15 protein-coding genes are annotated in these 22004 nt (G+C 70.9%); 6 read left to right on the top strand and 9 right to left on the bottom strand.

The window, feature by feature from the left end; all coding sequences use genetic code 11:
• Positions 1 to 291: 291 nt before the first annotated feature.
• The 5 genes from ACFXOA_RS24340 to ACFXOA_RS24320 form a co-directional block, all read right to left on the bottom strand.
• Positions 292 to 1938, bottom strand: coding sequence for a penicillin-binding transpeptidase domain-containing protein (locus ACFXOA_RS24340; RefSeq protein ID WP_385032356.1), 1647 nt, complete (start codon positions 1936 to 1938; stop codon positions 292 to 294).
• A gap of 210 nt (positions 1939 to 2148) precedes the next feature.
• Complete coding sequence (gene cs1 / locus ACFXOA_RS24335) at positions 2149 to 3123, bottom strand: clavaminate synthase Cs1 (RefSeq protein WP_385032353.1); 975 nt, start codon at positions 3121 to 3123, stop codon at positions 2149 to 2151.
• Positions 3120 to 4070, bottom strand: coding sequence for an agmatinase (gene speB / locus ACFXOA_RS24330; RefSeq protein WP_385032350.1), 951 nt, complete (start codon positions 4068 to 4070; stop codon positions 3120 to 3122). Before speB ends, cs1 begins: the two co-directional genes overlap by 4 nt.
• A gap of 57 nt (positions 4071 to 4127) precedes the next feature.
• A complete protein-coding gene (locus tag ACFXOA_RS24325) occupies positions 4128 to 5660 on the bottom strand; it encodes an asparagine synthase-related protein (RefSeq protein ID WP_385032448.1) in 1533 nt (510 codons plus the stop codon).
• Entirely contained in the window at positions 5660 to 7375 is a 1716-nt protein-coding gene (locus tag ACFXOA_RS24320) for a thiamine pyrophosphate-binding protein (RefSeq protein ID WP_385032347.1), read from the bottom strand. The genes ACFXOA_RS24325 and ACFXOA_RS24320 overlap by 1 nt, the downstream gene beginning before the upstream one ends.
• 380 nt (positions 7376 to 7755) lie before the next feature.
• On the opposite strand from ACFXOA_RS24320, the gene argJ reads away from it, so the two are divergent.
• From argJ to ACFXOA_RS24305, 3 genes are all read left to right on the top strand, one after another.
• Entirely contained in the window at positions 7756 to 8934 is a 1179-nt protein-coding gene (gene argJ / locus ACFXOA_RS24315) for a bifunctional glutamate N-acetyltransferase/amino-acid acetyltransferase ArgJ (RefSeq protein ID WP_385032344.1), read from the top strand.
• Between the two features lie 96 nt (positions 8935 to 9030).
• Complete coding sequence (locus ACFXOA_RS24310; RefSeq protein ID WP_385032341.1) at positions 9031 to 10044, top strand: MBL fold metallo-hydrolase; 1014 nt, start codon at positions 9031 to 9033, stop codon at positions 10042 to 10044.
• A 521-nt stretch (positions 10045 to 10565) separates the two neighbouring features.
• Positions 10566 to 11444: a BTAD domain-containing putative transcriptional regulator gene (locus ACFXOA_RS24305; RefSeq protein ID WP_385032338.1), complete on the top strand. Its 879-nt coding sequence runs from the start codon at positions 10566 to 10568 to the stop codon at positions 11442 to 11444.
• Positions 11445 to 11543: 99 nt separating this feature from the next.
• Here ACFXOA_RS24305 and ACFXOA_RS24300 read toward each other — a convergent pair whose 3' ends face one another.
• Complete coding sequence (locus ACFXOA_RS24300) at positions 11544 to 11837, bottom strand: transporter (RefSeq protein WP_385032445.1); 294 nt, start codon at positions 11835 to 11837, stop codon at positions 11544 to 11546.
• Between the two features lie 82 nt (positions 11838 to 11919).
• A complete protein-coding gene (locus tag ACFXOA_RS24295) occupies positions 11920 to 15894 on the bottom strand; it encodes a NocE (RefSeq protein ID WP_385032335.1) in 3975 nt (1324 codons plus the stop codon).
• A gap of 309 nt (positions 15895 to 16203) precedes the next feature.
• Between ACFXOA_RS24295 and ACFXOA_RS24290 the strand changes: the two genes are divergently transcribed.
• Positions 16204 to 17865, top strand: a complete 1662-nt coding sequence (locus tag ACFXOA_RS24290) for an ABC transporter substrate-binding protein (RefSeq protein ID WP_385032332.1) — start codon at positions 16204 to 16206, stop codon at positions 17863 to 17865.
• 45 nt (positions 17866 to 17910) lie between these two features.
• Here ACFXOA_RS24290 and ACFXOA_RS24285 read toward each other — a convergent pair whose 3' ends face one another.
• Entirely contained in the window at positions 17911 to 19383 is a 1473-nt protein-coding gene (locus ACFXOA_RS24285; RefSeq protein WP_385032329.1) for a LysR family transcriptional regulator, read from the bottom strand.
• 162 nt (positions 19384 to 19545) lie between these two features.
• Positions 19546 to 20289, bottom strand: a complete 744-nt coding sequence (locus tag ACFXOA_RS24280) for an SDR family NAD(P)-dependent oxidoreductase (protein ID WP_385032326.1) — start codon at positions 20287 to 20289, stop codon at positions 19546 to 19548.
• 247 nt (positions 20290 to 20536) lie between these two features.
• Between ACFXOA_RS24280 and ACFXOA_RS24275 the strand changes: the two genes are divergently transcribed.
• Together ACFXOA_RS24275 and ACFXOA_RS24270 are read left to right on the top strand one after the other, a co-directional pair.
• Complete coding sequence (locus ACFXOA_RS24275) at positions 20537 to 21769, top strand: cytochrome P450 (protein WP_385032323.1); 1233 nt, start codon at positions 20537 to 20539, stop codon at positions 21767 to 21769.
• Positions 21766 to 21978, top strand: coding sequence for a ferredoxin (locus ACFXOA_RS24270; RefSeq protein ID WP_385032320.1), 213 nt, complete (start codon positions 21766 to 21768; stop codon positions 21976 to 21978). Before ACFXOA_RS24275 ends, ACFXOA_RS24270 begins: the two co-directional genes overlap by 4 nt.
• Positions 21979 to 22004: the final 26 nt, after the last annotated feature.

Here is a 22004-nt window from a genome sequence, read left to right as displayed (position 1 = left end):
CCGTGACGAGTGGGAGAGACTCTAGGCGTACCCGGTGACAATCGGTCCGTCAGCCTTCCGGTTCGGCGCCGGGGACGGTTCCTGGAGGGCGGAAGCCGTCGCGCACCACAGGCCGCGGCGGCCGTGACACCGGGGCCGCGGCATCGCCCGGATCAGGCGTGGCGCCGGTGAACGGCGGGCGGCGGACCGGGCCGTCGAGGAGACCCGCCCGGCGGGCCCGGCACCTCCGGAATCCGGCGCCGACGCGGGGGCTTCGTCGTCATCCCGGATCCGGTCGCCCGCGCCCGCCGGTCAGCGCCGGTCCGCCAGCGCCTGCAGGAACCTGGCGGCCACAGGCCCCGCGTCCGCGCCACCGGAGCCGCCGTCCTCCAGCATCACGCACCACGCGAGGTCGCTGCCGCCCTGATAGCCGATCATCCACGCGTGGGTCCGCGGCGGCTTCTCGTCCCCGAACTCCGCTGTGCCCGTCTTCGCGTGGGGCTCGCCCGGGATCCCCGTCAGCGCGCTGCCCGCGCCGTAGGTCACCGTCGCCCGCATCATGGCGCGCAGATCCGCGGTCACGGACGCGCCGAGACGCGCGGTCGCCTCGTGCTTCTTCTTCACCGCGTCGGGCACCAGCACCGGTTGCCTGAACGTGCCCTCCTTGACCGTCGCCGCGATCGAGGCCATCACGAGGGGGGACGCCTGCACACGCGCCTGGCCGATGGTGGACGCGGCCAGATCGTTGTCCGAGGTGGTCACCGGGACCGAGCCGTCGTACGTCGAGTCGCCCACGTCCCAGACCCCGCCGATCCCGAACGCCTCCGCCGCCTCGTGCAGGGCGGCGCCGCCCACCTTCGCGCGGTTCTCCACGAACATGGTGTTGCAGGACTTCGCGAACGAGTCCTCGAAGGTCGATCCAGCGGGCAGGGTGAACTGGTTCTGGTTCTCGAAGCGCTGCCCGTCGACATGGGCGAACTCGGGGCACCGAACGACGTCCGACGGCTTCATGCCCGCCTTCAGCATCGCCGCCGCCGTAACCACCTTGAAGGTCGACCCGGGCGGGTACTGCCCGGCGAGGGCCCGGTTCAGCCCTCCCGCCGGGCGGCTGGAGACGGCGAGCAGACTGCCCGTCGAAGGCTCCAGCGCGACCAGCGCCGCGTTCACCTTCACGCTCTCCATGGCCTCCGCCGCGGCGCTCTGCACCTCGGGGTCGATGGTGGTCCGTACGGGCTTCCCCGGCTCAGCGGAACTCTTGGTCAGGGAGGCGACGGCCTGGCCGGACCGACGGTCGGCGGTCACCACCTCACTGGTGGCGGAACCCCCTCCACCACGTAACTGCTTGTCGTAGCGTGCCTCGAGACCGAAGGTGCCCTTCCCCCGCTCGTCGACGGAACCCCGCAGGGAGGCCGCCTGCAGGTCGTCGCCGTTCTTGTCGAGCACGGCCGCGCGCCGGGCCACCGTCTTCAGCGCGAGGGTCTGCCCGGGCTTCAGCCGGGGGTGGACCATCGGCGAGCCGAACTCCACGGTCCACTGCCGGCCCTTCTCGACCAGGGTGGCCTCGGACTCGTAACGGAAGGCGCCGACGGCCGGCACGGTGAATCGCGCGGTGTACGGGACGGTCACCTCGCCCGCCTCGTTCTTCTCACCGTCGCCCGCCGAGAGCTCAGCCGCGGTGGGCTTCAGGTTCGTCATCACCGAGGTCAGCAGCGATTCGGCGTCCTCCGGCGAGTCGGACAGGGCCGCGGCCTCAGCGGCCCTGCCCGCAGCCCACGCGTCCAGGAAGGACTGCAACCGCTCGGTCGCGGCGGTCACCTCGGGGTCCTGCCCCGCACCGTCCCCGGACCAGGCCCGATAACCCCACCAGCCCGCGCCCGCCGCCAGGAGGACTGCCACCGCCACGCCCAGCACCGGCGCTCTGCGCGGCCCGCGACGCCCCGGGCGGTCATGACGTGCCATCTGCTGCAAGGTGGGGTCCGACACTTGGCGTTGTCTCCTCGTCCGCTGCGGATGCCTCTTCCGTGACCGGACCGCCTCCGGCCACCCTCCGACACGCTAACCGCTGCTCCCTGCCCGGGGGTGCCGCGGAGAGTGGCGGAAGAGTGAGCCGAGAGACGGCCGGCCGGCGGCCAGGGAGGACCGCCGGCCCGTCGGCTGTGCGGATGCGCGTCAGGCGCGGGGAGTGAAGGAGACCACGTCCCCGGCACGCTCGCCGCCGGACAGCTGTCCGTTGCTGTCCGTGCGTATGTACACGCGGTGCAGCCACCGGTCCGCGCCGTCCCAGCGAGGGGTGAACGGGGTACGGGCGTGTGTGGTACGGAAGTTGTCGATGATCAGGACGTCGCCGGGTACGAGGTGGACGGCTTCGGTCACCTCGTCGAGTGCCTTGGAGAGGGACTCCACGGCCTCCACGTCCCGAGGGTCCTCGGGAGCGAGCAGCTCCCGGTCGTACCCGAGGAGCGGGTCGGCCGGGTCTCCGTAGAGCGGCTTCACCTGCGCGATCGCTCCCGGGTCCTCGACACCCCCGCGGAAGGCCACATCGACGCAGCAGGGGACCTTGCGGTCCAGGAGGTGGCTGCGGAAGCCCTCGGGCACCAGCGGCAGCGCCTTGCGTACCGACCCGACCAGTGTCGCCGCCCTGCGCTCGTGGTCGGCCCGGGAGCAGGCGAGCATCACGTAGTTGGGCTGGAGACGGTGGTAGGCCATCTCGGTGTGGAATTCGAGCAGCGTCTCGGAGGTCTCCGAGGACAGGTGGTGGGCGCCCGGCGAAGGGTAGACGTCGTGGTAGACGGTGCCGCTGCGCAGTTCCCGGTACCCGGTGTGCAGACCGAGCCGCCGTCCGACGACGCCGAGCATCGCCTCCATGGTGAGAAGAGGACGCTCCACCGGGGCAGGCGTGGACTCGGGGGTCCGGGGCAGTTGCTCCTCGGGCTCCACGGGCAGGCCGCGCAGCAGCAGGTAACCGTCTTCGTTACCGGACGCGTTGAACGCGTCCAGTGCCTCGGCGATCGGGGCCGGGAGGTCACCGGACGCCGCTTTCGCGGCCTCCAGGAAGGCCGGGAGGTCCGCACGCGGTACCGCCGGCAGGCGGGAGGCGAGCTCCAGGAGCTCGTCGCGGAGTTCGGAGCAGTCGATGACGGTCACGCTTCGTTCCTTCCCTTGATGTGAGCACGTGCGTACTGGTAGAGCAGTTCGGCGCCGATCTCGGTGGCCAGGACCGAGGTGATCCCGGCGTGGTCGTAGAGGGGCGAGACCTCCATGACGTCGAATCCGACCGGGCGGAGCTCGCCGACGCAGCGCAACAGGGCCAGGACCTCGCGGGAGGACAGCCCGCCGGGGGCCGGCGTGCCGGTGCCCGGGGCGAAGGCCGGGTCGCAGACGTCGACGTCGACCGACACGTAGACGGGGCGGTCGCCGATGAGTTCCTGCACCAGGGCGTGCGTGCCGGCGACACCGGTCTCGACGAACTCGTCGGTGGTGACGACCCGGACTCCCTTGTCACGTGCGTAGTCCAGCGAATCGGGGCGGGGGTTGTGACCCCGGATCCCGATCTGGACCATGCGCCCGGGGTCGATCAGCCCCGCGTCGATCCCGTGCCGGAACGGCGTGCCGTGGTGGAACTCGCCACCGTAGAAAGCCGGATTGGTGTCGGAGTGCGCATCGAGGTGGACCACGGCGACCGGACCGTGCTGTTCGGCCACGGCGCGCAGAGCCGCCAGGGTGAGGGAGTGGTCGCCGCCCAGCATCAGGAAGGCGGCATTGGCCTGGAGCAGGCCCCGCAGATGACGGTGAGCCGTCTCCATCGCGATGTGCATGTTGAACGGGGTGAGGTCGATGTCCCCGGCGTCCACACAGTCGATGAGTTCGAAGGTGCCCGGCCCCCGGTCGATCCCGACGCCGTGGATCAGGCCGGACTCGTTCCGGATGGCACGCGGCCCGAACCGGGCTCCCGGGCGGTAGCTCGTACCGCCGTCGTACGGCGCGCCGATGACCACGACGTCGCGGCCGCTGGGGCGCGGGTCGTGCGGCAGACGCATGAACGTGGGGATCTGCGCGTAACGGGGTGAGACCGCGGTGTCGACGCGTTCCACGACGTCATCCCTCCTGTCGGTAGGGCCGTTGGCGGCCGGGGCGGGGGCTGAGGGCGGTCACCCGGACTCCTTCAGCCGTGCGGAGACCCGGTGGACGGTGTCGGTGGTGCTGACCTCGGCCGGTGGCACGCCCTCGACGGTCACCCGGTCGAAGATCTCCGTCACCACCAGGGACTTGGCCCGGTGGACGTCCGCCTCCGGCACCCCCGCGTCCATCAGCAGCAGGCTGAAGGACGACGTCGTCCCCGAGCCCTCGTGCACACCGAGCTTCGGCCGGGTGACCGTCTCGTGCGGGAGCAGGGCGCTCATGGCCTCTCTGAGCACCCACTTGTCGCGGCCGTGCCGGCGTTTGAGACCGGCCTCCAGCGGGACCAGGAGGTCAAGGACCTCTCGGTCCCAGTACGGGTGGGTCGTCCAGTGGCCCTGGACACCGGAGAGGACCGGGGTCATCTCGTTGAGCCCGTCGAAGGTGGCCATGTCATAGGCCACGGCGGTGTCCAGCTCCGGCAGCCGGTCCTCGCGGTGCATTCCGGCGAGTGGTATGTCCGCGCCGTAGCCGGTGAGGATGCGGCGGGCGGGTCCGTCGAGTGCCCTGTAGAGCGCGGTGAGCGGCAACAGGTACTCGATGATGTCCGGGTCCACGGACTCCGAGGCCCAGATCGCGTACGGAAGCTGTCCGAGCAGATCGGCCGTGGGCACGGTGATCTCCCGGTGGGCCGAGCCGAGATGGGTGGCGACCACCCGTGCCTCGGCGAACTCGTCCGAGGTGTCGGTCCCCATGGACAGGGTGTCCAACGGCCCGACGGTGTGGGCGGCCGCGAGAGCGGCGACTCCCGAGGAGTCGATTCCCCCGGAGAGGACCACCAGCGGTGTGGTGGTTCCCGTCCGGGCCCGGACGGCCCGGTCGAGCGTCTCGCGCACCGCGTCGGCCGCGTCCGACTCGGGCAGGATCCGCCGCGACACGGGAGGCACCCAGGTCCGGGAGGGGACCGCGGTACCGGTGCGGACGTCGATCTCGAGCACCGTGCCGGCGGGCACCTGATGGACCCCGGGCACTCGGCGGACCCTGCGCGCCTCGGCGACGGGACGACCGGTCGGCGGTGTCCGTACCGTCGCCGGGACCAGGGCCTTGATCTCGGTGGCGGCGAGCACACGGCCCGGCGCCGGAAGTGTGTAGAGGGGGACGGACCCGGCGTGGTCGGTGGCCAGGAGCACCCGGCCGCCGACGGCCGCGGCCGCCGCGAACCGGCCGTTGAGCAAGCGGAAGGCGTGCGGGCCGTAGACGCCGAGCAGGGCGAGGAGCAGCCGGGCGTCCGTGCCGCCGTCCGCACCGGCGGGGAGCAGCGTGAGCAACTCCTCCCTGTTGTAGAGCTCGCCGGCCAGGACGAGCGCCGTGTCCCCGGTGCGGGCCACGGCGTCCCCCGCCGAACCCGAGTGGACGAGTACGGCGTTCAGGGTCTGGGTGCGCAGGGGTTCGACCACGGTCTCGTGGGCGCCCCGGGTCGCGAACACGGGCACGGGCCCCTGGCCCCCGCCCTGCTGGGCGGAGACCAGGAATCCCGTGGCCGCGGGAGTCGTGTGCGCCATGATCAGATGCTCAGTGCACCGAAGCCGCCGGAGGTGAAGTCGTAGTTCACCGGGACCTCGATCAGGAACGGCCGGCCGAGACCGGCGCCCTTGCGCAGCGCGGCGAGCAGGTCCTCGCGGGTCTCGGCCCTGACCGCCTCGACACCGTTGGCCCGGGCGAGTTCGGTGAAGTCCACCCCGGTGAACTTGACCGCCGGGTCGTGCGAGCGCTGGTGACCGAGGTTCTGGTAGAGCTCGATCAGCCCGTTGGTGTCGTTGTTGACGACGACCGTCACGATCGGCAGGTTGAGCCGTGCGACGGTCTCGAGGTCGGCGCTGTTGGAGTGGAAGCCGCCGTCGCCCGCGATCAGGAAGGTGGGCTGGCCCGGGCGGGCCATCTGGGCGCCGATCGCTGCGGGGATGCCGTAGCCGAAGCTGGAGCAGCCGGCCGAGGTGAGGAACCCGAAGGGCTGGTCGGCGCGCGCGAAGAGGACACCGTAGTGACGGAAGAACCCGATGTCGGAGACGATGGTGCCCTCACCGGCCTCGGCGGTCTCCGCCATGACCGTGTTCATCGAGTCCATCACCTGGTGGACGCGCATGCCGTCCTCGTACTCGGTGGGGTCGGCCAGGAACTCGGCGATCCGCTCGCGCAGCGGGGCGATGTCGTGCGGGGTCTTCGCGGCGACGTCCGCGGTCGCGGCGTCCAGGTGCTCGACGAAGGCCAGGACATCGGTGACGACGTCCACGTCCGGACGGTAGACGCGCGGGATCGGGTTGACGGTGGGGGAGACGCGGACGGTCGTCTTCTCGCCGCCCCGGTCCCACATCGAGGGCCGCAGGTCCTCGGCGTAGTCGTAGCCGAGGGTCACGATCACGTCCGCGGGACCGAAGAGTGTCTCCAGTGCGGGGAAGGACAGGATGCCGTCCATGTACCCGGTCACCGCGCCGTAGTTCAGAGGGTGACCGTGCGGCAGGACGCCCTTGGCGATGTACGTGGTGATGACCGGGACGTCCAGGCGCTCGGCCAGTGCGCGGATCGCGGGCACGGCGCCGGAGCGGATCGCCGCCGCGCCGACGACGAACACCGGGTGCTCGGCTCCGGCGACCAGGGCGGCTGCCTCGTCGGCGGTGGCCTCCCAGCCCGCCTGGACCGCGCCGACCGGCTTGGACGGCGTCAGGGCCGCGGGGTGGGTGACGGAGGCGTCGATGTCCGCACCGAGCAGGTCCACGGGGACGGAGATGAAGCTGGGGCCGACGGGCTCCGTCATCGCGGCGGCGACGGCGGAGTCCACGAGATCGGTGATCTCGTCGGGACGCTGGAGTTCGACGGCGTACTTCGTCATGGGGCGCATGACGGACACCGAGTCGAGGCACTGGTGCGTGTCGTTGGGGAAGATGTCGTGCGACTCGGACTGGGCCGCCAGCGCGATTACCGGCGAGCGGTCCAGGATCGATGTCGCCACGCCGGTGGCGAGGTTGGTCATTCCGGGCCCGAGCGTCGCCCAGCATGCCTGCGGCCGGCCGGTGATGCGGGCCAGGACATCGGCTGCGACGCCGGCGGTGAACTCGTGCCTGGTCAGGACGAAGTCCATTCCGGGCGCCTCGTCGAAGAGGATGGAGGCGGCTTCGCGGCCTACGACACCGAACACCGTCTCCACACCGTGTTCGTGGAGACGCTTGAGCAGTGCGTGTGCGGCCGTAGGGTTGTCGCTGGGCTTGGTCGATACACGGGACATGCGGCGTCGTCTCCAGGATGTCGACGGGAAGCGGAATGCCGTCACCGTGCCGGTGAGCTCTCTCCACCGCCTCTCCCGTGCCTATCCGACCCCTCTGTAGTGCGCTTCGAGCACGGTCGGAAGGCTTCGCGGAGAGGCTGTGACCGGTGCGGCAGGCACGGGCCCACGGCGTCCGGCACCGCGTCCCGTGCCGTCGTCCGACGGCTCCGACGCATCAGGCACGCCGGGACACGCCCCGCTTCGCGACGCACCGTGCCGGACTCCGCGAGCTCCGCCGTGGACCCTTTTCGGCCGGAGCACCGGTGGCCGCCCAGCTCCTGTGGTACATGTATAACCATGCGGAACTCTGCATAATGACATCGTGAAGAGAGAAGGCGATCATGACCCGTACGACCACCCGGGAGCCCGCCGGATTCGTGGTGCACACCGCGCCGGTGGGCCTCGTCGATGACGGTCGGGACGACTTCACCGTGCTTGCCTCCACCGAGCCCACGCAGGTCAGCGCGGTGTTCACCAAGTCCCGCTTCGCCGGACCGAGCGTGGTGCTCAGCAGGGCCGCGGTCGCGGACGGGCAGGCGCGTGGCGTGGTGGTCGTCGCCCGCAACGCCAACGTCGCCACCGGCCCTGAGGGCGCGAGCAATGCCCGCGAGGTGCGTGACGCGGTGGCCGCGGCCACCGGGATCCCCCAGGACGAGATGCTGATCGCCTCCACCGGTGTGATCGGTCTCCAGTACCCGATGGAGCAGATCCGCGCACACGTCAAGACGCTCTCCTGGCCCTTCCCCGAGGGCGGATTCGACCGTGCCGCGCGTGCGATCATGACGACCGACACCCGGCCCAAGGAGGTCCGGGTGCGGTGCGGCGAAGCGACGCTCGTGGGGATCGCCAAGGGTGTGGGGATGCTCGAGCCCGACATGGCCACACTGCTCACCTTCTTCGCCACGGACGCCGGGCTTCCGCGGGACGTCCAGGACCGGATCTTCCGCGGCGTCATGGACCGGACGTTCAACGCGGTCTCCATCGACACCGACACCTCGACCAGTGACACGGCGGTCCTGTTCGCCAACGGGCTCGCGGGGCAGGTGGATCCGGCCGAGTTCGAGGAGGCGCTGGAGGAGGTCGCCCTCGCCCTGGTGAAGGACATCGCCTCTGACGGTGAGGGTGCGAGCAGACTCATCGAGGTGCGGGTCACGGGCGCCCGTGACGAGGCACAGGCCAAGCGCGTCGGCAAGACCGTCGTCAACTCGCCGCTGGTCAAGACCGCTGTCCACGGAAGCGACCCGAACTGGGGCCGGGTGAACATGGCGATCGGCAAGTGCACCGACGACACCGACATCCTGCCGGAGAACGTCACCGTCCGGTTCGGTGGAACCCTCGTCTACCCCCAGAGCGCCGACGGTCCCGGTGACGCCGAACTGCGCACGGCCGTCGCCGAGCACATGCGCGGCAGCGAGGTGGTGATCGGCATCGGACTCGGCATCGCCGACGGCGAGTTCACCGTCTACGGCTGCGACCTGACGGAGGGGTACGTGCGCCTGAACTCCGAGTACACCACCTGATCCGCCATGATCCGACCCGCTGACTCAAATGTGCCACCCCGCCCTCACGACTCCGTAGGGTGACGGGTGATCAGCACGATGTGAACGAGGTGGCGCATGGGTCAGTCGCGAAGGTCGGTTCTCCAGGGCGCGTTGGGTGCCGGGGCCGCGGGGCTGCTGGTCGGCGGCGCCGCCCCGGTGCCCGTCGCCCACGCGGGCCGGCCGTCGAAGCGGCCGAAGGGCACCGCACTGGGGCTGCGCTGGCTCGGAGTCGCCGGCTGGGAGCTGAGCTTCGCGGGCCGCAGCGTGCTCTTCGACCCCTACCTGAGCCGGATGCCCTACGCCGCCGAGGGTGGAGCCCTCGACCCCGCGCTGCCCCTGGCCCTCGACCCGGAGGCGGTGGAGCTCGTCGCGGAGGAGTCGCTGACCGGTGCGCCCGAGCTGATTCTCATCAGCCACGGCCACTTCGACCACCTCGCGGACGTTCCGCACCTGCTCGCGCGGCCGGCCTGGCGCGACCGGCGCGTGCGGACGCTGTGTGACATGACGTCACGTCACCTGCTGGCCGCAATGGGAACTCCTGCCCACCGCATGGCGGACGTGGTGGCGGTGAACGGCGGAGACCATCTGCAGTTCGACGGGTACAGCGTGGAGGTGTTCCGCAGCCTGCACAGCAGGCAGGAGGACTACTCGTCGTTCGCCGAGGGGACCCGGAGCGAGGCCCCGCCGAGGCCCCGTGTCCTCGGCGATCTGGTGGAGGGACGGACGCTGGCCTTCCAGGTGTCCGTGGAGGGAGGTCCGTCCGTCCTGCTGACCGGCACCAGCAACGTCGCGGAGCGGGAACTGGCGGGCGCGCGTCCCGATGTCGCGGTGATCGGGATGAGCGGCCACGCGGCCGTCCACGGGTACCCGGACCGGCTGCTCGCCGCGATCGGATCGCCGTCCGTGCTCCTGCCCTGTCACCACGACGACATGGTGACCCCCCTGAGGGATCCAGGGCTCGCACGTTCCGTGATGCCGGATGCCGTCCGGGCACTCGAACAAGCGGCGGTCCGTCAGGGTCGGGAAGGCGGCAGTCGGGTGCTTGCGCCTCGCCACCTCGAGCTGCTCGACGTCACGGCGGAGGCCTGAACCGGAACCGGCCGAGGCCCACAACTCCGGCTCGTGGCACGCCGGATGGCCGAGCGGGGCTTCCGTACGGTCCTTGAGGCGACGACGTGTGGGGTCGCACCGCACCGGTTTCTGCCATCACTGGTCTATACCGCTGAAGAGGCTGCTCCCGGAGCCGGTCCGGTGCTCTGGGTAATCCTTTGCGATGTGCGCGCGCTCCCGTCGGGCGCACAGCGGAGGCACATCCTCCGCCAGCGCCCGGAATCCGGCGGTCCGGGGCGGGGCCGGTCGGCGAGACCGCCATGCCGCGGCCGTCACTCCATGCGATGTGCGAACGCTGTACGCCGGGCGGCCCGACCCGCCGGCGCTCGCTGCGGCAGTCCCCTGAGGCGCCGTCCGCCCATACCGGCACCGCAGTTTTCAGCCGCCCCCATTTCGGCTCCGTTGACGGGGCAAGGTTGGCTGATTACTGTCCCGAATCGATAGGACGGAGCTTCGCTGCGCGCGTCATGGCTCGGTCCGCTTCTTCGCACAGTCGTCAAATGGCCGGCGCACTCGAGAACATCGCATGCGAAAATCCAGCAGTTCATGGCGGGAAAGCCGGCCGTGGACCGACAGAACGGGAGAACCCTGTGGTCGGCGTGCAGATTCGCATATTAGGTCCGGTCTCCATGACGTACCGGAACGTGGCGGTCCCACTCACCGGGCAGCGGCAGCTCAGGGTCCTGGCCGCTCTCGCACTTGTGTCCGGCAGGGCGGTGGGCACACCCGAACTCATCGGCCAGCTGTGGGGCGAGAATCCTCCCAGAACCGCCTCCGGCCAGCTACAGACGAGTGTGTGGATGATCCGCCGCTCGATGGCGGCGGCCGGCGTACCGCAGGAAACCGTCCTGTCGACGGCCTCCGGTTACCAACTGGACCCCGATCACAGCGAGATCGACAACGAGATCTTCCGGCGCGACATCGCGACCGCGAAAAGGCTCGTCCGTGCCGGCCTCAAGGAGGAGGCGCTCGATCTGCTCAAGGACGCGCTCGCTCTCTGGCGAGGACCGGCGCTCGCGGGGATTTCCAGCAGTGCATTGCAGACACGGGCCGCGCGTCTGGAAGAAGAGCGTGTCGCCGCACTCCAGCAACGAATCTGCCTGGAAATAACGTTGGGTGAATACGAGGAAGCCATCGGGGAACTCACCGATCTGATTGCACTTCACCCGCTCAGGGAAGAGCTCTACGGGCATCTGATGCAGGCGCTCTACCTTTCCGGCCGTCAGGCCGACGCGCTCGCGGTGTTCCGCCGGGCGAGGAACACGCTGACCGACGAACTGGGGATCTATCCGGGTCCCAGGCTGACGACGCTCGAGCGGGCGATCCTGCGCCAGGACGCCGACATGCTCGCGGCGGTTCCGGGGATGGCCCGGCGCTGAACCCTGGCCGGCTGGGCCACCCGGGCCGCGGGCGAACCCGCACCAGGTATCCGAGTGCCGCGCTCCCCAGCAGTGACCGGGGAGCGCGGCACGCCCGTGTCAGGTGCCGAACCCCATCCCGGCGGCCGTCGCGGCGATCGCGGCGCTCCCCAGCGCGGTCACCTGGACCGCCAGGGTGACCCAGGCCCGCAGGGCTGCGGCGACGCCGCCGGAGACCAGGAGCAGGGTGAGGCAGACCAGGGCCGCACGGGAGGCCTCGCGGTGCACCGCGGCACGGTCCGGGCTACCGGTCAGGCCCCCGGAGACGAGCACCCCCAGCAGCAGGACGGCCACCAGGACGGCGTCCACCGCAAGGAGCAGTGCCGCCGCCCCGATGTCGCCGCGCCGGGACACCCGTCCCAAGGCTCACCTCCTTGCCCGGAGGGCCCTCCCCTGGAAACCGCCGGACGAGGAGGGCCCAGTCGGATGATCCGGGTCAGAGACCCATGCCTGCCATGGTCCGCTCCAGCGAGTCCGCGTACAGCCGGGCTCCACCGATCTTCGGGTGGAAGGACTGTGCGGAGGCGCCGAGTTGCAGGATCGGCCAGTCGATGGCCGGTTCGTCGCTCTGGACGAGGTCCAGCACGATCCCGTGGACCTGCTCGGGGTCACCGCAGACGGCCTTGCCCGCGAAGTTCTGGGCGGGGTTGGAGAACCACGCCTTCACCCCGGCGGACTTGGCGTCGTCGACCGCACCCTGCATCTCCGTGGCCAGGGTTCCCGCCATGCTGTTGAGCCAGGGAGCCTCCTCGGTCCCGATGCCGGGGATGCACCCCCCGACCCCTTCCAGCAGCGGCGGGTACCCCATCAGGACGATCTTGGCGTTCGGCGCCTTCGCCGCGATGTTCTTCAGGGCCGTGGTGATGGCCGGCCGCACCCTTTCCTTGGCCAGGCGTTCGGCCGCCACCCCGATCTTCAGCCCCTGGTAGGCGGCGTCGTCGACGTTCTTGTCGTCGTCGTCGAAGGTCTGGTCCTGGCAGAGCGTCGGCCAGCCGATGCCACCGAAGATGCACTTCTGGATGATGTAGGCGAACCTGGCGTCGTTGCCTCCGATGGACATGGTCACCAGCGTCGTGTTCTGGTCGAGGTACCCCTTCGAGAGCTGGGGCAGCTCACCGTTCTCGCCGTTGGCCGCGATGTTGTACGTGCGGGCGCCCGAGCAGGCCACCAGGTGGTAGTCCATCGCCGAGGAGCGGCTGTCGTCCATGGAGCCGACGGAGGCCGAGCGCCCCGGGATGGTGGCCTGACGCGACCATGCCTTGGTGGAGCGGTGGCAGGCGTTGCGCGTCGAGGGGTTGTTCTCGTCGCGGTAGTTCGTCTCCTTGTAGTAGTCGACCCCGCCCGAGGCCGAGGCCCCCTCACCCGACGAGTAGGAGTCGCCCAGGGCGACCACCATGTCCTTCGGCTTGCCCGGCAGCGGCTGGAATCCCGCGGCGTCCCAGGCCACGTCCTCGGAACCCGTGCCGTCGGCCGCGTGGGTGGAGAGTGAGACCTTCGGCGTGGAGGTGAACTGGAACACCCCGAGGGACACCCACCTGTTCTCCAGGACCCGCTGCGGATGCACCCGCACCGGACTCGTGCTGTTGGTCCCCGAGATGGTGTACGAGGCCTGCCGGGTGTGGGCGCCGTGGTCGGGGAGGTGCACCCAGACCCTGGCCCAGCCCGTCATGCCGTTGGTCAGCGTCCAGGTGCCGGTCGTGCGCAGCCGGGCGCCTTCCGCGGTCGCCTGGTTCCTGGTGTGGGAGAACCAGAAGTGGTTGCCGTAGCCGGCTCCGATCTGATGGGTGTCGATCTTGCCCGGGTAATTGGCTCCGTCGGCCGTGAAGTTGAAGCCGAAGGTGCCGGGTGAGGTCGTCGCCCCGCAACTACGCCCGGAAGAACCGGCCGGTGTGACCCCCGAGGCCACGTCGTCGATCACGTACGTTCCCGAGGGGAGGCCGCTGGAGCACCGCGGCGGGTAGGCGCTGCCGTCCGGCTGTTCCGGATACGTCGCGTCGAAGCGGTGGAGGGCGTATCCGCACGCGCCGCCCAGACAGCTCTTCCAGCTGGCCTTCTTGTTCCACCAGCAGTGCAGGTAGAACTCGTCGGCAGGGTTGTTCAGCTGGCACGCACCGTTGGTGCCGGTGTCCCCCTCCTTGATCTTGCTGGGGTCGCAGTTGTTGGACGTGTCGCAGAACAGCCCGACCGGGGGCTTGGCCAGCGTCCGCTGGTCCGCGGCCGTCCACCAGGCGGCGCGGTAGCCGGGCTGGAAGTCACCCGGGGCGAACATCGCGGAGATCGGGCGGGCGGCCCAGCCGATCACCTTCTCCTGGTAGGGCCAGTCCTGCGGGTGGGCGGCGTGCGAGTAGTCGTCCCCGCCCGCGGCGCTCTCCAGGAAGGGGGTGCGGTTGGCCTTCCACAGCGGGTTCGCCGGGTTGTTGGTGAAGCCGACGCCCCAGTGGCCGCCGTGCTGCCCGGCGGTGGACTGCGGGTAGAAGCCCGAGTTGTACGCCCAGAGCGCGAAGAACCAGTTCTCGATGTACGAGGGTCCGTCGTCGTTGATGGTCATCCCGGCGTTGTACGTCTGGTTCCACTTGTCCACGAGGATGTTGACCCCGGCGGCGATGTTCGCGGTGTAGTCGAGTGCCACCGCCTCCTGCTTCTGCACGGACAACGCGGTCTCGCCCGGCTTCTCGTGGCCGGCCTTGCGCATGCCGTCGGTCACCTGGGCGATGCCGTAGCCGCAGTCGGAGGAACCCCAGTTGACGGCCCACGGGTCGTTCTGGCCGCCGTCGGCGTCGTAGCTGATGCCGTAGTAGTTGCCGATCAGCGTGTTGGCCGTGACACCGGGGACGGCGAAGCGGGTCGCCTGCCACATGTTCGACTCCTGGGCGGTGATGCCCAGCATGACCTGCGCGGGGATGTGGTAGTCGTCGGCCGCGTCGGGGACGCCGTTGGGGTCTCCGGCCATGGTCTTCAGCGGGAAGAGGGACTGCGGCTGGTACGCCGACATCCCGGTGTTCTTCCAGTTGGCGGGACGCGAGACGTGTGAGTTCAGCTTGCCGACCACCGCCTGGTCGACCGCCCATTCGACCTGGCGCGGGGTCGGCTGGAAGGCCTGCTTGCGGACGTCTCCACGCGGGACCGAGCAGTAGCGCTCGTCCTCCACGGGGTTGGTCGGCGAGGCGGCGGCGAGTTTCGGCGTGGCCGCCGAGGCGCCCGAGGCCAGCGCCGGGGAGGTGGCGAGGCCCGCCGCGGTCTTCGCGGTGGAGCCGACCGTCATACCGGGATGCGAGTCCAGGGTGACATCGCGTCCGGTGTCCAGGAGGTGCATCCGGGTCCGGGCGGTGCGCGCCGAGGCGGCCTCCTGCGGGGCGATCCGGGAGTCCTTGCCGTCGGCCCACGCGGTGCTGACGGCGGCTTCGCCCCTCGTGGAGAGGACGGCGTCCTTGGCCACGCCGGCGGGCATGCGCACGGACGCCGGCAGGGTTCCGGCGGCCTTGGCCTTGCCCGTGACGTAGACCTTGCCGCTACGGGCGGAGCGGGCCAGGTCGAAGTCGGTGAGTGCGCCGGTGGCCACTCGCTGGGTGGTGCCGGCCGCCAGGGAGGCGCCGAGGAGCGCCGCTGGTGCCCGGCGGACCTCGGCCCTCTCGCCCGCTGTCTTCCCGGCTGCCCCGGTGCGGTCGATGAAGACGACGGAGCCGTCGTGCGCCGCGGTGAGCTGGAAGGGGACGGCGGTGGTGTGCGCGGCGACCCGTACGTCGCCGGAGGGGGCGACCTTGACCAGGCGGGCGCCCTGCGCGGCCGCGTAGCCGTCGTTCAGCGGGACGGCCGAAGTGACCTGGCCTGGCAGTTCCAGCGGCTTCGCCGCCTTGCCGGTCGCGGTGTCCACGCCGATGAGCCGGGTCTCGTTGCGCTCGGAGTCGTCGTCCGAGAACTGCGAGAAGACCGCCTTCTCCGTGGTGCCGCAGCCCGGTGAGAAGTAGCTCAGGCTGGACTGGACGGGGAGCTTGGTGACAGCGCCGGTCGACAGGTCGACCACCGCGGTGAAGGCGCCGCGCGTCATCAGAGCGGGCTTGTTGGTGAACGTCCGCGGAGCGTAGGTGACGGCGGCGCGCTTCCCGGAGGCGGTGAGGCAGGCGTTGCCGATCCAGGTGTCCGTGTCGAAGCCGGGTTCGGACAGCGTCGCGGCGGTACGCCACCGGTAGCCGTCCTCGGCCGCGGCCACCATGACGTGGAAGCCGGTCGCGTCACCCGACGTCGTCCATGCCAGGTCGTCGGAGCTGCGGTAACCGGTGCCGAGCACCTCGGCACGCTCGTCGGCGGGGACGGCCTCCGGCAGCGTCGCGGGGCCCGGCTTCGCGGCGTCCGCCTGGTCCTTCCCGGTCCATCCCTGCGCCGCTCCGGCGGGCGGCTCAGGGGTCTTGGCCATCGACAGCGACGGATATCCCGCCAGCAGGGCCGTAGCCGCCAATGTTATGACGGGTACATGCCATCGTTTTCTTCGGAGCACGCTCGGTTCGCCTCTCGTCAGGGCATCCGCATCGCGCGTGGGTAAGCGGCCGTCCGCTTCGCGCGTGAGGGGACGCGAGCAAATCAGCCACGGCTCTTCCCCGCCTCTCACCCGGCTCTCCCGCTATACCGACCGGCTGTCGGCTATGCACCCGTGCTCGGACAGCTCCGCCCGGAGCCCGTCACACCCGCAGAATGGCGCGGAATTCACCGCGAGAAGGGCTGGGACATGGAGACCGAACAGCCGGGCACCACCGGCTTCGACGCCGCTGTCGGCGCAGTGGTCGCCCCTACCGACGAACTGGGCGGGACCCTTCGCCTCGTCCGTACCGACGACTTCGACTCGCTCGACCCCGGCAACACGTACTACGCCTACACCTGGAACTTCTTGCGCCTCATCGGCCGGACACTCGTCACCTTCGCCACCGAACCGGGCAAGGGCGGTCAGCGGCTCGTCCCGGACCTGGCCGAATCGCTCGGCGAGGTGTCCGACGGCGGGAGGACCTGGACGTACCGGCTGCGCCCGGGGCTGCGCTACGAGGACGGTACGCCGGTGGTCGCCGCGGACGTCAAGTACGCCATAGCCAGGAGCAACTACGGCTCCGACGTCCTCGGAGTCGGCCCCACCTACTTCCGTCACCTGCTGGGCACCGACTACGGCGGCCCCTGGCGGGAGCCCGACGTGGACGGGCCCCTGACGATCGAGACCCCCGACGAGCGCACCCTCGTGCTGAGACTGACCGAGCCCTTCGCCGGCATGGACCTGCTGGCGACCATGCCCAGTACCACCCCGGTCCCGAAAGCACGCGACACCGGCATCGGGTACCGGCTCGGCCCCGTGGCGACCGGACCCTACCGCGTCGCCTCCTACGAGCGCGGCTCACTGGTGGTCCTGGAACGCAACCCGAACTGGGACCCCGGAACCGACCCCGTGCGCCGTCAGCGCGCCGATCGCATCGAGGTCCACCTCGGCAAGGACCCGCACGAGGTCGACCTGATGCTCCTCTCCGGAGAGGCCCACATCGACCTCGCGGGCTTCGGAGTGCAGCCCGCCACCCAGGAACGCATCCTCGCGGACCCCGCGCTCAAGGCGAACGCCGACAACCCGCTGACCGGATTCACCTGGATCTACTGCCTGTCCAGCCGGATCGCCCCGTTCGACGACGTCCACTGCAGGCGGGCGGTGCAGTTCGCCACCGACAAGGCGGCGATGCAGCAGGCATACGGGGGCCCGGTCGGAGGCGACATCGCCACCACGATCCTTCCGCCGACCATCGACGGCCACCAGCCCTTCGACCGCTACCCGGTCGGCGAGGACGGCACCGGGGACCTCGACGCGGCCCGCGCGGAACTGGCCCTGGCCGGAATGCCCGACGGGTTCCGTACCAAGATCGCCGCCCGCAAGGACCGCCTCAAGGAATACCGGGCGGCCGAGGCGCTGGCGGCCGGCCTGGCACGCGTCGGCATCGAGGCCGAGGTGCTGGACTTCCCCTCCGGCGACTACTTCGACCGCTACGGGGGCAGCCCCGAGTACCTGCGCGAACACGGCATCGGAATCATCATGTTCGGCTGGGGCGCCGACTTCCCCGACGGCTACGGCTTCTTCCAGCAGATCGTCGACGGCCGTGCGATCAAGGAGCGCGGCAACCAGAACATGGGCGAACTGGACGACCCGGAGATCAACGGTCTGCTCGACCGGGGAGCGGTCAGCGGCGACATGGAGGAGCGCGCGGCCATCTGGCACCGCATCGACCGGCTGACCATGGAGCACGCCGTGATCGTGCCCTACCTCTACCCGCGTTCGCTGCTCTACCGCCACCCGGACGCCCGCAACGTCTTCGTGACCGGGTCCTTCGGGATGTACGACTACGTGGCGCTGGGCGCACGCTGACAGCGTCGGCGCCGGTGGGCCGCCCCCACCGGCGCCACGGCGCGTTCAGTTCCGTCCGGCGGCGGCAGGCCGGCCCGCGGACCGCTCGGACGAGGACCTCCCGGGGCGTGCCCCACCGCCCCGGGGGGACCGGTGCGTACGGGGCTGGAAGGCCCCGCCCGGAGCACCGGAGGGCAGGCGGTCCGCCGCACCACCGAGGCCCACGGCGAGGAGCTCGGTCTCGAAGCCGGCCAGTCGGGCGAGGAACTGCCGGGTCGGGACCGTCAGGTCCGTCCCCCGGGAACTGCGCACCAGCAGGCGTGCGCCGAGGCGGAGTTCGAGGCGGTGGATGCGACGGGTGAGCGCGGACTGGCTGATGGACAGCACCGCCGCCGCCCGGTTGATGCTCCCGTGGTCGGCCACCGCACGCAGGAGGCGAAGGTCCTCCACATCGACCTGGACCGACTCGTCGGGCAGCGCCGGCGGTGGCTGAAGACTGCGCGCCGCCTCGATCCGGCGGTCCAGCAGCACCCGCTGCCCGTCCAGCCAGTCGGCCCACCACGGATCGCGCAGCAGGTCCCCGTGCTGCTCGGTGAACCTGCCCAGGCAGCGGGCGGTGAGCAGCGATGCCAACCGCTGCGCCAGCGCACCGGGTACGACCGCGGGGTCGACGAGCAGCCCCGCAGCCCGCCGAGGCCGCTCCACCAGGGATCTGCGCACCAGCGAGGGCGCGAAGACGGCCGGGCAGGCCGGTGAGCCCAGACCGATCGCGTCGCCCCTCCGCAGCATCCCGCGGGCCACCGAGGCACCGGTGACCTGGATGCGGGACGGCGGGGTGAGGCCGGCCCGCTGGTAGACCCGGCGCACCAGGACCTCCGCCCGGGGCCCAGCCTCGGAGACCCAGTTCTCCTCCCGGAGATCGGCGAGCGAGACCGTGTCACGGCCGGCCAGCGGGTGTCCGAGGGGAAGCGTCACCCAGAGGGGGTCGTCGAGGACCTCGTACACGCGAACGGCGCGGTCGACCGACTGGGGGAGGCCTTCCACACCCCAGGTGTGGGCGGCGTCGACCCGGTAGCCGGCGAGTTGCCCGAGCACCTGACGCGGGGTGTCGTGACTGACCGAGAGCAGGATGCCCAGGGTGTCCGCCGCGTCCTCGACGAGGTCCTCCATCAGCGGCTCCGCGGTCGCGATGTTCAGGACACGCGGTGCGTTCAGGGCCTCGGTGCCACGCCCGTAGATCTCGGTCTGAACCGCCTGGTCGACCTGGCGGAAGAACCGGCGCCCCGCGACGAGCAGCCGGGCCCCGTCCGGGCTGAGCCGTGCGACATGTGCGTCGCGCAGGGTCAGCCGCAGGCCGGTGGCCTGGTCCAGCCGCTCCAGCCGCCGCTGGGCGGCCGCCGCTCTCAGGCCTGACCTGCGGGCTGCCTCGGTGAGGTCGCCGCACTGCCCGACCGCGTCGAGCAGCCGCAGATCCGGACGCGCGAGCGGCAACCGCGTCGACCGGGGGGAAACGGAGGGCACGTGTATCGCAGAAGGCACGGACGGCTTCCTTACGGTTATGGATGACGCCTCTACTTCACCTGTGACGGCCTGTTGCGGCCCACGTTAGGCAGGCGCTCTCTTCGCTCGCTCCTCTCGGCGCGGCGCCCCGGACAGCACGACGGCGGACACCGCGTGCGCGGTGTCCGCCGTGACGGTGCCTCAGGCCTGGTCGGTGGGACGGATGAAGATCTCGTTGACCGTGGCGTGCGGCGGCGCGGTGACCGCGTACAGGACCGCTGCCGCGATGTCCTCGCTCTGCAACTGCCTGATCTTGGCGACCCGTTCAGCTATCGCCGCCTTCGACGGGGCGTGCGTGATGTGGTCGCGCAACTCGGTCTCCACGGTCCCCGGCTCGATGACGACCACCCGCACCCCGCGCTCGGTCACCTCCTGCCGCAGGCCCTCGCTGAACCCGTTCACCGCGAACTTGCTCGCGTTGTAGACCGCGCTGCCACGCCCCACCACACGAGCGGCGATGGACGAGATCTGGACGATCGTGCCCTGGTTCCTGATGAGTTCGGGGAGTGAGGCGTGCGTCATGTACATCAGGCCCATGACGTTGGTGTCCATCATCCGGGCCCAGTCCGTGGTGTCGGCGTTCTCCACCGGCCCCAGGAGCATCAGCCCGGCGTTGTTCACCAGGACGTCGAGCCTGCCGAGTGTGTCGACGGTGGAACGCACGGCCGCGGCGACGGCCTGTTCGTCGGTCACGTCGAGCTGGAGGACGTGGACCGCGGCGCCCGTCGCCTCCAGCTCGGCGCGCAGCTCCTCGAGGCGTCCGAGGCGTCGTCCGGCGACCGCGACCGAGGCCCCGGCGGCGGCGAGGGCAAGCGCCGTCGCGCGGCCGATGCCCGATCCCGCTCCCGTGACGAGTGCGACTCTTCCCTCTAGCGGTGAACTCATGTGTTCCTCGTTCCCGGGGTGTTGGGCCGGAGCGCGAATCCGGCCGAAGGGGTTGTCCGACGGTACGGCGCGGCCGAAAGTACCAGCCGTGCGCCCGCCCGGTGGGGGCCGTCGGTGCCCGGGGTTATGTGCGTCGGCGGCTCGTTATGCGGGTCCGTCCGGCCCCCGGGGGAGCGCGGACGGCGGACGGTGAGGATGGGGCCGCTACTTCACGTCGGCATGCCCGTGCAGCGATAGGTGGGACCCCATGACGCAGGACGCAGCACCCCCGAAGGTGACGGACTCGCCGTCCTACCCGATGGAGCGCGTCTCCCCGATCGATCCGCCTCCACCGCTCGCCCTTCTGCGGTCCGGCCCGGCCGCGAGCCGCGTCACCATGTGGGACGGCGGCCGGGTGTGGCTGGTGACGGCACACCGGCACGCGCGCGCCGTCCTCGCGGACCGCCGGTTCACCGCGGTGACCAGCGCTCCCGGATTCCCCATGATGACGACCACGTCCGTCCTCGTCCGGGACAAGCCGCACACCGCCTCCTTCATCCGCATGGACGACCCCGACCACTCCCGGCTGCGTTCGATGCTCACCCGGGACTTCCTGCACGGCCGGGCCGAGGCGATGCGGCCGGTGCTGCGCGAGCACCTCGACGAGATGCTCGGCCACCTCGTCAAGGGCGACCGCCCGGTGGACCTGGTGCGCGGACTGACCATCCCGGTGCCCTCCCGGGTGATCGCCCTGCTGTTCGGTGTCTCGGACGAGCAGCGCGAACTGATCGAGAACCGCGCCGGCATCCTCATCGACCGCGGCTACCGGCCCGAACAGGTGGCCGCCGCCCGCGACGAACTGGACGGCCTGCTCCGCGAAGTGGTCGAGGAACGCATGGCGATGCCGGAGCCGGGCGACGACCTGCTCGGACGACTGGTCGTGGACCAGGTGCGAAAGGGACGGCTGACCGTCGAGGAGATGGTCCCGATGTGCCGGCTGCTGCTGGTCGCGGGCCACGGGACGACGACCAGCCAGGCCAGTCTCAGCCTGCTGAGCCTGGTCACCGACCGGACACTGGCGGACACGCTCGCCGAGGAGCCGGAGCTGCTCCCCAAGGCGGTCGACGAACTGCTGCGCTACCACTCCATCGTGCAGAACGGCCTCGCCCGCGCCGCCGTCGAGGACGTGGAGCTGGGTGACGTCACGATCAGGGCCGGCGAGGGCGTGGTCGTGTCGCTCTCCGCGGGCAACCGGGACGCGTCGGTCTTCCCTTCCCCCGACACCCTGGACCCCGGCCGCGACGCCCGCCGCCACCTGGCGTTCGGCCACGGCATCCACCAGTGCCTCGGCCAGTGGCTGGCCAAGGTGGAGCTGGAGGAGATGCTGGCCGCCGTCCTGCGGTGGATGCCGGGCGCCCGCCTCGCCGTCCCCTTCGCCGAGCTGGACTTCCGGCACGAGGTGTCCAGTTACGGACTCGGCGCGCTCCCGGTGACCTGGTGAGCCCCGCCCGGCTGACCGTGTCCGTGGACACGGACGCCTGCTGCGCGATGGGCCGGTGCGCGGCGACCGAGCCCCAGGTCTTCGACCAGGACCCGGAGAACGGCACCGTGGTCCTGCTCCAGGCGGAGCCCCCGCCCGCACTGCACGAGGCCGTCCGGCTCTGTGCCGACCTCTGCCCGTGCACCGCCATCACCGTCACCGAGGACTGACATCAACGGGCGGCCACGGCCGTCGA

It is taken from the genome of Streptomyces sp. NPDC059166 (genome assembly GCF_042755185.1).
GTDB lineage: Bacteria > Actinomycetota > Actinomycetes > Streptomycetales > Streptomycetaceae > Streptomyces.
This window is presented reverse-complemented; position numbering and strand designations above follow the sequence as displayed.

Excerpts from the sequence above, each read along its gene's own strand:
- ACFXOA_RS24340 (WP_385032356.1), bottom strand. The coding sequence starts at position 1,938 with ATGGCACGTCATGACCGCCCGGGGCGTCGCGGGCCGCGCAGAGCGCCG.
- ACFXOA_RS24320 (WP_385032347.1), bottom strand. The coding sequence starts at position 7,375 with ATGTCCCGTGTATCGACCAAGCCCAGCGACAACCCTACGGCCGCACAC.
- argJ (WP_385032344.1), top strand. The coding sequence starts at position 7,756 with ATGACCCGTACGACCACCCGGGAGCCCGCCGGATTCGTGGTGCACACC.
- ACFXOA_RS24310 (WP_385032341.1), top strand. The coding sequence starts at position 9,031 with ATGGGTCAGTCGCGAAGGTCGGTTCTCCAGGGCGCGTTGGGTGCCGGG.
- ACFXOA_RS24305 (WP_385032338.1), top strand. The coding sequence starts at position 10,566 with ATGGCCGGCGCACTCGAGAACATCGCATGCGAAAATCCAGCAGTTCAT.
- ACFXOA_RS24295 (WP_385032335.1), bottom strand. The coding sequence starts at position 15,894 with ATGGCCAAGACCCCTGAGCCGCCCGCCGGAGCGGCGCAGGGATGGACC.
- ACFXOA_RS24290 (WP_385032332.1), top strand. The coding sequence starts at position 16,204 with ATGGAGACCGAACAGCCGGGCACCACCGGCTTCGACGCCGCTGTCGGC.
- ACFXOA_RS24280 (WP_385032326.1), bottom strand. The coding sequence starts at position 20,289 with ATGAGTTCACCGCTAGAGGGAAGAGTCGCACTCGTCACGGGAGCGGGA.
- ACFXOA_RS24275 (WP_385032323.1), top strand. The coding sequence starts at position 20,537 with ATGACGCAGGACGCAGCACCCCCGAAGGTGACGGACTCGCCGTCCTAC.